At 45.4% G+C, this 13,071-nt stretch carries 12 protein-coding genes; 8 read left to right on the top strand and 4 right to left on the bottom strand.

Annotation, left to right across the window (positions count from 1 at the left end):
* Positions 1-145 precede the first annotated feature (145 nt).
* The 7 genes from QZW47_RS14045 to QZW47_RS14015 all read left to right on the top strand — a co-directional run bounded on the left by QZW47_RS14045 (position 146) and on the right by QZW47_RS14015 (position 5,447).
* The gene (locus tag QZW47_RS14045; protein WP_366930879.1) at positions 146-1,621 is read left to right on the top strand and encodes a serine/threonine-protein kinase; all 1,476 of its coding nucleotides are present in this window, start codon (positions 146-148) and stop codon (positions 1,619-1,621) included.
* Between the two features lie 120 nt (positions 1,622-1,741).
* Positions 1,742-1,996 (top strand): type II toxin-antitoxin system HicA family toxin, encoded by a 255-nt coding sequence (locus tag QZW47_RS14040; RefSeq protein WP_293128056.1) that lies wholly within the window; start codon positions 1,742-1,744, stop codon positions 1,994-1,996.
* Entirely contained in the window at positions 1,996-2,205 is a 210-nt protein-coding gene (locus QZW47_RS14035) for a type II toxin-antitoxin system HicB family antitoxin (RefSeq protein WP_265234576.1), read from the top strand. The genes QZW47_RS14040 and QZW47_RS14035 overlap by 1 nt, the downstream gene beginning before the upstream one ends.
* Before the next feature lie 206 nt (positions 2,206-2,411).
* Positions 2,412-3,758 (top strand): FGGY-family carbohydrate kinase, encoded by a 1,347-nt coding sequence (locus QZW47_RS14030; RefSeq protein WP_293128055.1) that lies wholly within the window; start codon positions 2,412-2,414, stop codon positions 3,756-3,758.
* Between the two features lie 96 nt (positions 3,759-3,854).
* A complete protein-coding gene (locus QZW47_RS14025; RefSeq protein ID WP_293128120.1) occupies positions 3,855-4,532 on the top strand; it encodes a Uma2 family endonuclease in 678 nt (225 codons plus the stop codon).
* 373 nt (positions 4,533-4,905) lie between these two features.
* The gene (locus QZW47_RS14020) at positions 4,906-5,250 is read left to right on the top strand and encodes a hypothetical protein (RefSeq protein ID WP_293128054.1); all 345 of its coding nucleotides are present in this window, start codon (positions 4,906-4,908) and stop codon (positions 5,248-5,250) included.
* Entirely contained in the window at positions 5,247-5,447 is a 201-nt protein-coding gene (locus QZW47_RS14015) for a hypothetical protein (protein ID WP_293128053.1), read from the top strand. The genes QZW47_RS14020 and QZW47_RS14015 overlap by 4 nt, the downstream gene beginning before the upstream one ends.
* Positions 5,448-5,785: 338 nt before the next feature.
* On the opposite strand, the gene QZW47_RS14010 is transcribed toward QZW47_RS14015, so the two are convergent.
* From QZW47_RS14010 to QZW47_RS14000, 3 genes are all read right to left on the bottom strand, one after another.
* Positions 5,786-6,391, bottom strand: a complete 606-nt coding sequence (locus QZW47_RS14010) for a hypothetical protein (RefSeq protein WP_293128052.1) — start codon at positions 6,389-6,391, stop codon at positions 5,786-5,788.
* Between the two features lie 399 nt (positions 6,392-6,790).
* Positions 6,791-9,157, bottom strand: coding sequence for a DNA helicase PcrA (gene pcrA / locus QZW47_RS14005; protein WP_293128051.1), 2,367 nt, complete (start codon positions 9,155-9,157; stop codon positions 6,791-6,793).
* Between the two features lie 624 nt (positions 9,158-9,781).
* Positions 9,782-10,165 carry a YkvA family protein gene (locus QZW47_RS14000; protein ID WP_293128050.1) on the bottom strand — a complete coding sequence of 128 codons (384 nt, stop codon included), beginning with the start codon at positions 10,163-10,165 and terminating at the stop codon, positions 9,782-9,784.
* A gap of 192 nt (positions 10,166-10,357) precedes the next feature.
* Here QZW47_RS14000 and QZW47_RS13995 point away from each other — a divergent pair, with 192 nt between their 5' ends.
* Positions 10,358-11,092 (top strand): SIMPL domain-containing protein, encoded by a 735-nt coding sequence (locus QZW47_RS13995; protein ID WP_293128049.1) that lies wholly within the window; start codon positions 10,358-10,360, stop codon positions 11,090-11,092.
* A 700-nt stretch (positions 11,093-11,792) separates the two neighbouring features.
* Here QZW47_RS13995 and QZW47_RS13990 read toward each other — a convergent pair.
* Positions 11,793-13,064 (bottom strand): response regulator, encoded by a 1,272-nt coding sequence (locus QZW47_RS13990; RefSeq protein WP_293128048.1) that lies wholly within the window; start codon positions 13,062-13,064, stop codon positions 11,793-11,795.
* Positions 13,065-13,071: the final 7 nt, after the last annotated feature.

The following is a 13,071-nucleotide window of genomic DNA, read 5'->3' as shown; positions in this document are numbered from 1 at the left end:
AGCGAGAGATACAAAGGTTTCACACTTAAATTGACACGGCTTTGGGCAATGCCGTGTCTTTACCTGGATCTGCTGTTCCACATTTAACATCATGTCCGCTGGGAGCGCATCGAGAGCTTTAATCTGTAATTTATAAGCATATTTTATGAGCCAGTGTCTAAACCCTGATTGCCTATGGCCAAACCCGTCTGACTCTACAAAATTCTGTCAAAAATGTGGGAATAAACTGCTATTGGGCGATCGCTACCGAGCGCAAAAAATCATTGGACAAGGAGGCTTTGGGCGCACTTTTCTAGCTGTTGACGAGTATAAACCCTCAAAACCACCCTGCGTTATTAAACAATTTTACCCCCAAGCTCAAGGCACTTCTAGTATCAAGAAAGCCACTGAGTTATTTGAGCTTGAAGCAGTACGCCTAGAACAGTTGGGTAAACATTCTCAAATTCCCGATTTATTAGCATATTTTAGTCAAGATGACCGACAGTATTTAGTCCAAGAATTCATCGACGGTGAAAATTTAGCCCAAGCACTAGAATCTCAGGGATATTTTAGCGAAACGCAGATTCGCAAGTTGCTTAATAATTTACTGCCAGTATTCGAGTTCATTCACTCTCGCCAAGTTATTCACCGAGATATCAAGCCAGAAAATATTATTCTTCGGCAAGATGGGCAATTGGTTTTAGTTGACTTTGGAGCGGCGAAATATGCGACACAAACGGCTCTAGGGCTAACGGGAACGAGAATCGGGACGGCTGGATATATGGCACCAGAACAAGCCAACGGTAAACCGATTCATGCTAGTGATATTTATAGTCTGGGTGTGACTTGTCTGTGTCTGTTAACTCAGGTTGAACCCCTTGAATTATTTGATGTGAGCGAGTTTGAGTGGGTGTGGCGAGAAAACTTAAAAACATCTGTTAGTTCTGAATTCGGTCAGATTTTAGATAAAATGATTCAACCTGCTACTAAGAAACGTTATCAATCTGCTACTGAAGTTTTGCAGGCGCTTGGTAATCGAGCACCTCAATTATCACCTAAACAACCATCACCTCAACCATCATCTCAACCATCGCCTCAACCATCACCTAAATCATCACCTCAAACACCTCCACCTCCACCAGATTTACTTAAATCAGAGCGGGGAGTTGACTATACTTATCTGCGGGATTTATTAGCAGCAGGAAAGTGGAAAGAAGCCGATCAGGAAACTCTCAAGGTGATGCTGAAAGCGGCGAGACAGGAGAAGGAAGGTTATCTTACTAGGGAATTAATTGATAATTTTCCTTGTGATGATTTACGCACGATTGACCAACTTTGGGTAAAATATAGTCAGGGTCGCTTTGGCCTTAGCGTTCAGAAAAAAATTTGGTTAGAAGTTGGTGGTAAAGAAAAAGTAGATGATTATGAGAGTTATAAAAAGCTAAAGGAGCGCGTCGGTTGGAGAAAAAATGGCCACTGGTTGGTTAATCACGTCCTGACCTTTAATCTGACAGCACAGAGTGGCCACCTCCCGGCACTAGGCGTAACTCCAAGTAGCGGAGTAAGGAGCGATGAATACATCGGTGGATATCGGCCGATTTTGAATGGGTATGATTTTTTGAGGCTCTACTCTCGCATCTAGAACTGTAAGCTGTAATCTATAGCGATTTCAGCCCTTTGTTAAGCCTTTTTTTAAGGACTTTTTTCTACGAAGTTATCGGCTTTTCGTCCTTTCAATACCTCCTAGTTACATTAATAATAAATGCCAACAAAAGTCAGAGATATCATTAAACAACTAGAGGCAGACGGTTGGTATCTAGCTAGAACACGAGGGAGTCACCGCCAGTACAAACATCCTACCAAATCTGGTTTAGTTACAGTTCCCGGTAAACTCTCTGACGATTTGGCTCCTGGTACATCCAATAATATTCTCAAACAAGCTCAATTGAGAGAAGTCAAAGAGCAAGAAGAACCTAATGAAGTCGAAACAAATCATCAAGATGAGGATCTTAACTAATGCGTTATGCGATTGTGATTGAAAAAACACCGAATAACTATTCAGCTTACGCGCCAGATTTACCCGGATGTGCAGCTACAGGCGCAACCCTTGCAGAAATACAGCAGCAAATTAAAGAAGCGATCGAATTTCACTTAGAAGGATTGCGAGAGGAAGGTTTACCAATTCCCGAACCAACTACGCTTTGTGAATATGTCGAAGCACGATAATCTCTGAAACCCGGTTTCTTTCGAGATTTCTTGTCACTCAACGCAAAACTCGTAGAAACCGGGTTTCTAGCCCCCATGCGTAAGCCCTGAAACTGTCCGCTAAGGCCAAAGAAACCGGGTTTTTTATCTAATCTGTGGGTGACAACCAAAGATTTTCGTAAAAAAACCCGGTTTCTGAGATATAGGAAAATTCGCGGGAGTGGTAAATGACTCTTTATTTGGGAATAGATTTCGGGACTACGGGCGCTCGATCGACAATTATCGACTCTCAGGGTACAATCCATTGTGAGACAGAACATAGTTTCGCGATCGCACAACACCCGGATTTGCCCGAACTGTGGCAAAATGCACTCTGGGCTGTAATTGAGCAAATCCCCGCAACCATCCGCAATCGGGTAAGCGCGATCGCCCTTGACGGCACATCCTCCACTGTCATGTTGTGCGATACTTACGGTGTACCAGTCTGCGAACCGATTTTATACAACGATGCGCGCGGTGCAGCCGTTACAGAGACGTTACGGGCGATCGCACCACCCAACCACACAGTATTAAGCGCTACATCCAGTCTGGCAAAACTCCTGTGGTTTTGTAGGGGCGGTGCCCCCGTGCCCGCCCCATCCATTGAAGAGGGCGGGCACGGGGGCACCGCCCCTACGGTTTTCCTGCATCAAGCCGATTGGCTGGGGTTTCTGCTGCACGGAAAATTAGGAATTAGCGACTATCATAATGCTTTAAAACTCGGTTTTGATGTTGGTAATTTGTGCTATCCCAATTGGCTGATAGAGGGAATTGCCGGCACTGTAACGCCTCAATTGCCGCAAGTTGTCGCACCGGGCACGCCTGTGGGGAAAGTTAGAGTTGCATTGGGCGATCGCTTCGGGTTTCCCCCAGATTGTACAGTTTATGCTGGTACAACAGATAGCATTGCAGCATTTCTAGCCAGCGGTGTCAATTCACCAGGGGAAGCAGTAACTTCTCTCGGTTCCACATTAGCCGTGAAACTGTTAAGTCATACCCGCGTCGATGATTCGAGATACGGGATTTACAGTCACAAATTAGGTGATCTGTGGTTGGTTGGAGGCGCTTCTAATACGGGAGGTGCGGTGCTGCGACACTTTTTTACTGATGCTGAGTTAGAAGATTATAGCACACAAATCGATCCAGAGCAAGAGAGTTTGCTGGATTATTACCCATTGTTGAAAAAAGGCGATCGCTTTCCAATTAATGACCCGAATTTGCCGCCCAGACTCGAACCGCGTCCAACTGATTCTGTAGAATTTCTGCATGGTTTGTTAGAAAGTATTGCGCGGATTGAAGCGCGGGGATATCAATTATTGCAGGAGTTGGGCGCGACTCCTTTGACAAAGGTTTATACTGCGGGCGGTGGCGCTAAAAATCTGGTTTGGAGTGCGATCAGAAAGCGTTATTTGAAAGTGCCTGTTGAAACGCCTGTTCAGACTGCGGCTGCTTATGGAGTGGCGCTGTTGGCGATGCGAAGTGCGATCGGATTGACCGCAGATTTAGGGCAGATAAACACAGATGAACGCAGATAGTTTTAAGTGCGATCGGGATATAATGCTAATTATCGCGCATCATCTCAGGAAACAATCTTAATATGCGATCGACTGAAGTCTAACAAAGGAGAAATCGTGATCCAAACCCAAACCATAGGCAAAACAGTCACGTTTGACGAGTTCGTTACCTGGTATCCAGAGAACTCTACCCACCGCTATGAACTACACAATGGAGTAATTGTTGAAATGCCTTTAGGAACTGGCGATCATTCTGAAATTAAGGGCTTTATATCGTGCCAAATCAATCTTGAAATCACGCGACTGCAATTGTTTTACTCGATTCCAGGTCAGTGCTTGCTTAAAACCGTCCGCAACGAGTCAGGCTATCAGCCGGATGTAATTATTTTAGACCAGTCTGCACTCATCAACGAACCGCGCTGGGATAGGGAATCTATCATCACAATGGGTAGTTCAGTGCGACTGGCTGTAGAAGTTGTCAGTACGAACTGGCGAGATGATTATTTTCTCAAAGCTTCTGACTATGAGGAAATGGGCATCCCTGAATATTGGATTGTAGACTATCTCGGTTTAGGCGGCCGCCAATTCATTGGTAATCCTAAACAACCAACTCTCTCGGTTTATCAATTGGTAGATGGGGAGTATCAAGTGAAGCAGTTTCGCGGCGATTCACGAGTTGAATCACTGGCTTTTCCAGAGTTGAACTTGACTGCTGAACAGATTTTTCAAGATAAGACGGCGGTTGAAACCGCAAGCAACGCGAGCACACAAACAATGTCCGCCTCCGCGGACTGAAGAAAATAATGTAATATTTTCACTATCCATTCTTCAACCCGCGGAGGCGGGTTTTGTCTGTGTAGACGCGGTTTCAACCGCCGGGTATTCTGCAACTCACCGACGCCGACTGAAGAAAATAATGTAATATTTTTACTATCCATTCTTCAACCCGCGGAGGCGGGTTTTGTCTGTGTAGACGCGGTTTCAACCGCCGGGTATTCTGCAACTCGCCGACGCCGAATGAAGAAAATAATGTAATATTTTTACTATCCATTCTTCAACCTGGGGAGGCAGGTTTTGTCTGTGTAGACGCGGTTTCAACCGCCGGGTATTCTATGAGATAATCGCATTAGGCTACAATTATCGCAGGGACACACCCTAATCAAGGACAATGGCAAAGCTACCTGATGACATCCTGAACACAATTTTCACATTGCAGCGACGGCTAGTGGAAATCCTCAACGAAACAACGACCACAGAATATATTTTAATGCAGCAGTTTGGGGAGACAGAAGCAACACTCCCCGAACTAGAATCACTAGATAATGTTAAGGAAAGGTTGAGAAACCCTTACAATCGTTTGTACAGGCTTTTGCAGCAGGTGGCAGAATCTCAACCCGCTGCGACTGCGGATACGTTAAACTTTCTGTATAGAACGATAGAACAAACAGAGGCCGCTGTCGATGCCTCAGAAGCAACTATCCGAGAAATCAAAATGGATTGGAATTTGCCATGAATCAACAACCTAGAATCCCCGACGCTGAAACCAGAAAGCGACACGTTGACAAGATGCGTGAAGTCTGCCAACAGCTTGACGATTTGACTCTAAACCTGGATGAATTAATCGCTATATTTGAAGCTGACAACCGCCGCCAGCGTCGAGAACGTTTGGCGGGTAAATACAGGCGTGTGGAATCTCAGATAATCGAATAAGATATGAGATGTTGCATCATTCATTCTTAATAAGTCTTTTATGAATAGGCAAGATGCTTATTCCACAAAGAGTGAATTTTATTGTGGAACAGGTATCTTGTCTGTTAAGCGAGAAGATTTCCTATGCGATAGCCTTCGGTTGAAACCGCAGCTACACAAACGATGTCCGTCACAAGACGGCGGTTGAAACCGCAAGCAACGCGAGCACACAAACAATGTCCGCCTCCGCGGACTGAAGAAAATAACGTAATTTTTACCACATTTTCACTATCCATTCTTCAACCCGCGGAGGCGGGTTTTGTCTGTATAGACGCGGTTTCAACCGCCGGGTATTCTATCTAATTTTCGCGCATCATCCACACTAAAAATCCCAATATTTTATCTACTGGAGGTAGCGGATAGTCGGTAAGATCGATCGCAACTATTTGCCCTTCCAGCTTGAGAAACCGCCAAGCTGTACCGCTGGAAACGCAGCCGTAGATGACAGAAATCGATCGCCCTTTCGCTTCATTAAACCTCTGGGCTGCCACCATTTCCGCAATACACTGCCCTAAACCTACCTTCAAATCTCCTTTTTTAGCTTCCACCATCACAATTACCGGGGCCTCAACGTCTAATTGTTCCGGGGAACGGCTGATGATAAAATCGCAAACTCCTGTCAGTCCAACAGCCACATCAACATTAAATTCCTCACCCGAAAACACGCTGATTTGTTGGTTCAGAATCCTGCGAACTTCTAGCAAGACAGGGTTGATAATGGCTTCAGAACGGGCTTTTTCGGTGCTGGTGGCGATCGCCCAAGGCAAATTTGTCTCCAGCATCGTCTGTAAGGCTGTTGAGGGTGCGATCGGCTCGATTTCCGGCAAAAATCTGATTCCTTCAACTACTGTCAGATTGAAGGCTTCTTTAACCTTGCCGATTGTCGTAAATTGACTGTAAGACATAAGAGTTTTTTATTTAGATAAGATGGCGGTTGAAACCGCAGCTATACAAACAATGTCCGCCTCCGCGGACTCAAGAAAATAACGTAATTTTTACCACATTTTCACTATCCATTCTTCAACCCGCGGAGGCGGGTTTTGTCTGTGTAGCCGCGGTTTCAACCGCCGGGTATTCTGCAACTCGCCTCCGCGGACTGAAGATTTAACCCTCCATTCTTCAACCCGCGGAGGCGGGTTTTGTCTGTGTAGCCGCGGTTTCAACCGCCGGGTATTCTGCAACTCTCCTCCGCGGACTGAAGATTTAACCGTCCATTCTTCAACCTGCAGAGGCAGGTTTTGCCTGTGTAGACGCGGTTTCAACCGCCGGGTCTTCTTCAACCCGCTCTTCTAGGGTTTTGTCTATCACACTCGCTGCAACTTCGCCGTCCTCGGATCGATAATTTTGCGGCCCAAACCCGAAAACTTAATTGCTAGATTAGTTTGATCGCCCACTCCCAAAACATGGGTGATTTCTCCAACTCCAAAAGCATGATGAAAAACCCGTTCGCCCGTTTTCCATTCTGCTGGATAACTCCCGGAATTAGCTGTTGAGTTATTGGTTTTTCCACTGGATGCAGCCGTTTTAGTCGTCTTAGTTTTCTTCGTACTTCCAGCTAGCAAATGTGTTGGCAATTCTCCCAAGAATAGCGAAGGCGTACAGTGTTCGCGGTATCCTCCCCAGAGGCGGCGTTCGCGAGTGTGGGTGAGAAACAGCAATTCCTGGGCGCGAGTGATGCCAACGTAGCACAAACGGCGTTCTTCTTCAATAGCTTTCGGGTCGTCCAAACTGCGGAAGTTGGGAAATAAACCCTGTTCCATTCCGACTAGAAAGACTACGGGAAATTCTAACCCTTTGGCGGAGTGCAGTGTCATCAACGATACGCGCGAATCGTCTTCTTTTAAGTCGTCTAAGTCTGAGGCTAAGGATGCTTTGGCTAAAAATGATGTCAGCGTTGGTTCTTCGTTTTGTTCTTCAAATTGGATCACCGCGTTGTACAATTCTCGCACGTTTTCGATCCGGTTTTCGGCTTCCTCGGTTCCTTGGTTTTTCAAATCGTCAATATAACCAGAATCTTCGATAATTCCTTGGACAATTTGGGAAGCAGGCGTGGTTTCGAGTTTTTGTTGCCAATGACTAATCATCGCGGCAAACTTAATGATAGCTTTTGCCGTTAGCGAAGCCCTCGAAGAGGATCGCCCTACGAGAGTATTTACAGAAGACTCATCGCTGAGAATTTCCCACAACGGAATCGCCAATTGAGTTGCAGCGTCTTCTAGTTTACCAAATGTCGTATCGCCAATGCCGCGGCGCGGGGTGTTGATGATGCGTTTGAGGCTGACGCTATCGTCGGGATTGGCGATCGTCCGCAGGTATGCTAGGATATCTTTGATTTCTTTGCGATCGTAAAACTTCAGACCGCCGACTATATTGTAGGGAATATCCAAGTACATTAACGCTTCTTCAAACGATCGCGATTGAGCGTTAGTCCGGTAGAGAATCGCAAAGTTACTGCCATGTTCGTATTCCGAGTTTTGGCGCTTCAGCGTTTGAATTTGACCAGCTACAAATTGCGCTTCGTCTATTTCGTTGTCAGCGCGCCAGACAACAACCGGAGATCCGGGTTCGCGAGTCGGGCGCAGCACCTTATCGATGCGTTCGGTATTGTGTTCGATTAAGTGGTTAGCCAGTTCGAGGATGTTTTCGCGCGATCGATAATTCTCCTCTAATTTTACCATCGTCTGGGTTTTCTCGTCAGATAAGCTGTCGCCGAAATCCTCTTGAAATTCCAGCAATATGGTATAATCTGCCATCCGAAAACTGTAGATTGATTGATCGACATCGCCCACCACAAAAATTGAGCGATTTTGCCATTTATCAAACTCTTTTGGGTCAGTATTATTTGTAACTAACATCCGAATCAAATCGTATTGAGTGCGATTAGTATCTTGGTATTCATCAACCAAAATATGGCAAAACTTTCTATGCCAATAATTCAATACTTGCTCATTTTGGGATAAGAGTTTAACCGGAACGAGAATTAAATCGTCAAAATCTAAACCATTGTTTGCCGCTAAAGCATCTTGATAGCGACTATAAACATCGGCAATTACGCGCCCTCGGTAATCCGGTTCAGCGGCTAGGAATTCTTGCGGCGACAAACCTTTATTTTTAGCGTTGCTGATGGCGTAGCGGACTTTGCGCGGGTCGAATTTCTTATCGTCGAGGTTCAGGGTTTTGGTGACAATTTGTTTGATGAGACTTTGAGCATCTGACTCGTCAAAAATTGAAAAATTCTTCTTCCACTGGCGGCCGTTTTCGTCTTGGTATTTCTCTATGTCGTAGCGGAGAATTCTGCCGCACAGAGAGTGAAAAGTTCCCATCCAAATGTGTTTGGTAATTCTGTGGTAAATTTGCGATCGCAATTTCGTCTGTATTTCCGGCGCCAAATCTGCCAAAGGCTTGCTATATTCCGCTTCAGCTTGCTGAGTCGCCAGCAATTTCTCAATTCTTTCTTTCATCTCCCTAGCGGCTTTATTGGTAAATGTCACCGCTAGAATATTTTCTGGATCGACTCGGTTGGTGCGTACTAAGTTAGCTACGCGATAAGTTAGAGCTCGCGTTTTCCCGGAACCGGCGCCTGCTACTACTAACAGCGGCCCGTTGTAATGGACGACTGATTGGCGCTGGGATGGGTTGAGGTGGCTGAGGTAATCGGTAGTTTGAGTCATAGTTGGAAGGTTAGTTGTTGGATTTTTTTAAGGGATAAATAATACTTGGTATGTGATACCGGGAGTTTTTTTAACGTAGGGTGCGATCGGCATATAATATAATATCATGAATACCCGGCGGTTGAAACCGCGTCTACACAAACAATGTCCGCACTTCGACAAGCTCAGCGACCACCTCCGCGGACGAAGATAGAATAAGGTAAAACACAATTTTAACCGCATATTCTTCAACCCGCGAAGGCGCGTGAGTGTCTGTGTAGCCGCGGTTTCAACCGCCGGGAATTCTAACACAATTTTCACCGCCTATTCTTCAACCCGCGTCGGCGGGTGCGATCGGCATATAACATAATATCATCAATACCCGGCGGTTGAAACCGCGTCTACACAAACGATGTCCGCACTTCGACAAGCTCAGCGACCACCTCCGCGGACGAAGAAATAACATAATTTTCAACGCATATTCTTCAACCCGCGGAGGCGCGTGAGTGTCTGTGTAGCCGCGGTTTCAACCGCCGGGTGTTCTAACACAATTTTCACCGCCTATTCTTCAACCCCGCGGAGGCGCGTGAGTGTCTGTGTAGCCGCGGTTTCAACCGCCGGGTATTATAAATACCGTTTGAATTATTAACGCTTCAATATTTGTTTCAGCCAAATTGCTGATAATATTCCCAAACCAATCCAAATAGCAATAATCACAGCGGCTGCTGTCCGATTTATCGGTTTTCCTCGCTCTATTTCTGCGGCTGCTTTTTCCCGACATTCGGCTAAAACTTCTGGCGGAATCATCTTCAGTACCAGCCAAATGCCCAACGGTACAATGATTAAATCGTCCAAGTAGCCCAGAATTGGGATGAAATCAGGAATTAAGTCGATCGGGCTAAAAGCATAGGCAACTGTCACACCCGCTAAAATTCTCGCATACCAAGGTACTCTCTGGTCTATACTGGCTAAATAAACCGCGTAAGTCTCTTTTTTGAGTTGGCGGGCAGCTTGTTTCAAAGATTGCATATAAAAACTAATGACCAATGACAAATGACTAATGACTAATGACTAATGACTAATGACTAATGACTAATGACCAATGACAAATGACCAATGACTAAAAATTTTAGTTACTAAAAATGTAACAGGCTGACTATTTAACAATTCCCATGTGAAGGTCAAGTATAGCATCTGTTGTATGTGAGGAGCATTGAGTTTATGAATTCAAATTTGCAAGGCGGTACTAGAGTTGATTTTCGCAGTCTGCTAACAGCGTTATGTTTAACCTTAACTCTCGTAAGTTTCACGGGGTTAGATCCGGCGGTGGCTCAGGAACAGCGAATCAGAGCGCTGACTGTGACTGGGCGCGGTGTCGAAGCAATTCCGACAACTCAAACTCTCGTGCGTTTGGGGGTGGAAGTAGTGGGGACAACGGCGGCCGAGGCGCAGCAGGAAGCGGCAAAACAATCGTCCGCTGTGGTAGAATTGCTGCGATCGCGCCAAGTAGAAAAACTCGAAACCACCGGCATCAACCTCAACCCGAATTACAGCAACGAAAGCAACCAGCAGCGCATAATCGGGTATACTGCTACAAATACCGTCAGTTTTCGCATCAATACTGGCTCTGCCGGCACTTTGCTCGATGATGCGGTGAGGGCCGGAGCAACCCGAATTCAAGGTGTGAGTTTTGTAGCCGCCGAAAGTGCGATCGAACAAGCTCAAAAACAAGCACTCAAAAAAGCAACTCAAGACGCTCAATCGCAAGCAGATGCAGTCCTGAGCGCGCTCAACCTCAAGCGGGGAGAAATTCTCGGAATTCAAGTCAACGGTGCGAGTGCGCCACCTCCTATGTACGGACAGGTACAGTCTCGTAGTGCTAATTTTGCTATAACGCCCGTGGTGGGAGGGGAACAGCAGATAGATGCTTCTGTGACTTTGCAAATTAGCTATTAATTCAAGGTTCGTAGTGCGGACTTTAGTCCGCATCAAGAAGGACTAAAGTCCTCACTACGAACCTATTTAATCGTGATAGAAGGTTCGTAGTGCGGACTTTAGTCCGCATCAAGAAGGACTAAAGTCCTCACTACGAACCTATTTAATCGTGATAGAAGGTTCGTAGTGCGGACTTTAGTCCGCATCAAGAAGGACTAAAGTCCTCACTACGAACCTATTTAATCGTGATAGAAGGTTCGTAGTGCGGACTTTAGTCCGCATCAAGAAGGACTAAAGTCCTCACTACGAACCTATTTAATCGTGATAGAAGGTTCGTAGTGCGGACTTTAGTCCGCATCAAGAAGGACTAAAGTCCTCACTACGAACCTATTTAATCGTGATAGAAGGTTCGTAGTGCGGACTTTAGTCCGCATCAAGAAGGACTAAAGTCCTCACTACGAACCTATTTAATCGTGATAGAAGGTTCGTAGTGCGGACTTTAGTCCGCATCAAGAAGGACTAAAGTCCTCACTACGAACCTATTTGATCATGATAGAAGGTTCGTAGTGCGGACTTTAGTCCGCATCAAGAAGGACTAAAGTCCTCACTACGAACCTATTTGATCATGATAGAAGGTTCGTAGTGTGGACTTTAGTCCGCATAAAGAAGGACTAAAGTCCTCACTACGAACCTAATAGTTTGACCATAAATAATCTTAAAATTAAATAGGAAGTTCGATCGCAAATTCAGTACCTTTCCCCGCCATCGACTTGCAAAATAATTTACCACCGTGCTTATCTGTCACAATCTGCTTAGCAATCGACAATCCCAGCCCAGTGCCCTTACCTACAGCTTTTGTAGTAAACAGAGGTTCAAACAAATGTTGTTGAATCTCATCCGTCATTCCCAACCCATTATCGGCAATTCGGACGATCGCACTTTCGGTCACAACTTCCGTACTAATAGTAATTATCAGAGGACGTTGGTCTTTTTCCCAAGCATCCTCCACAGCATCGATCGCATTTGCTAACAAATTCATAAACACTTGGTTCATCGGGCCCGGATAGCACTTAATCGCGGGCAAATTACCGTAGTTTTGGATAACTTCAATCACCGGGCGAGATCCTTGATCCTTCAGTCGGTGTTTTAATAGCAGCAGCGTACTATCTAAAGTCTCATGCAGATCGATCGCACTAGCAGTATCTCCATCCGCACGAGCAAAGTTTCGCAGCGACAGCGAAATATCTTTAATGCGTTCAGTGCCCATTTGCATGGAATCCAAGAGATGAGAAAAATCTTCGATCACAAACTCCAAATCTATGTCTTCAATCTTCCTAGCGATATCTGATGGAGGTTCAGGATAATGTTTTTGATATAGGCTAAGAATTTCTGTAATATCAGCAAGATATTCCTTCGCAGGCGCAATGTTGCTCACCATAAAACTCAGCGGATTATTAATTTCATGGGCGACTCCCGCCACCAGTTGTCCCAGCGCAGATAGTTTTTCTTGCTGCACTACCTGGACTTGCGCTTGTTGTAAAGCACAGGTGCGTTGTGTCACCTGTTCTTCCAGATTGTCGGTTAACTGTTTAAGCTGCCAATGAATGTTAACTCTGGCAATTACTTCGTCTTGTTCAAAAGGTTTAGTGATGTAATCAACTGCGCCTAATGACAAGCCTTTGACTTTACTTTCGGCATCGGCTAAGGCAGTCATGAAAATGACTGGAATTGTCTTAGTAGTAGCGTTGGATTTAATTCTACGACAGGTTTCAAAACCGTCAATTCCCGGCATTTGCACATCTAACAATATGAGTTCCGGGAAAGGGTTTTTCGTGGAATCTATCGCACATTTTTCTAGCATCGCCATCGCCGATTCTCCGTCCACTGCTACCCGCACTTTGTAGCCTGCTGTTTTTAAAGCTTGCGACAGAACCCCCAAATTTGTGGAACTGTCATCTACTATCAAAATAAATTTTTTATTTGGTTCAAGCATGATACTT

Source organism: Microcoleus sp. bin38.metabat.b11b12b14.051 (genome assembly GCF_013299165.1).
GTDB lineage: Bacteria > Cyanobacteriota > Cyanobacteriia > Cyanobacteriales > Microcoleaceae > Microcoleus.
This window is presented reverse-complemented; position numbering and strand designations above follow the sequence as displayed.

Coding starts and splice junctions, on each gene's coding strand:
- QZW47_RS14045 (WP_366930879.1), top strand. CDS start 146: ATGAGCCAGTGTCTAAACCCTGATTGCCTATGGCCAAACCCGTCTGAC.
- QZW47_RS14040 (WP_293128056.1), top strand. CDS start 1,742: ATGCCAACAAAAGTCAGAGATATCATTAAACAACTAGAGGCAGACGGT.
- QZW47_RS14035 (WP_265234576.1), top strand. CDS start 1,996: ATGCGTTATGCGATTGTGATTGAAAAAACACCGAATAACTATTCAGCT.
- QZW47_RS14030 (WP_293128055.1), top strand. CDS start 2,412: ATGACTCTTTATTTGGGAATAGATTTCGGGACTACGGGCGCTCGATCG.
- QZW47_RS14020 (WP_293128054.1), top strand. CDS start 4,906: ATGGCAAAGCTACCTGATGACATCCTGAACACAATTTTCACATTGCAG.
- QZW47_RS14015 (WP_293128053.1), top strand. CDS start 5,247: ATGAATCAACAACCTAGAATCCCCGACGCTGAAACCAGAAAGCGACAC.
- QZW47_RS14010 (WP_293128052.1), bottom strand. CDS start 6,391: ATGTCTTACAGTCAATTTACGACAATCGGCAAGGTTAAAGAAGCCTTC.
- pcrA (WP_293128051.1), bottom strand. CDS start 9,157: ATGACTCAAACTACCGATTACCTCAGCCACCTCAACCCATCCCAGCGC.
- QZW47_RS14000 (WP_293128050.1), bottom strand. CDS start 10,165: ATGCAATCTTTGAAACAAGCTGCCCGCCAACTCAAAAAAGAGACTTAC.
- QZW47_RS13995 (WP_293128049.1), top strand. CDS start 10,358: ATGAATTCAAATTTGCAAGGCGGTACTAGAGTTGATTTTCGCAGTCTG.
- QZW47_RS13990 (WP_293128048.1), bottom strand. CDS start 13,064: ATGCTTGAACCAAATAAAAAATTTATTTTGATAGTAGATGACAGTTCC.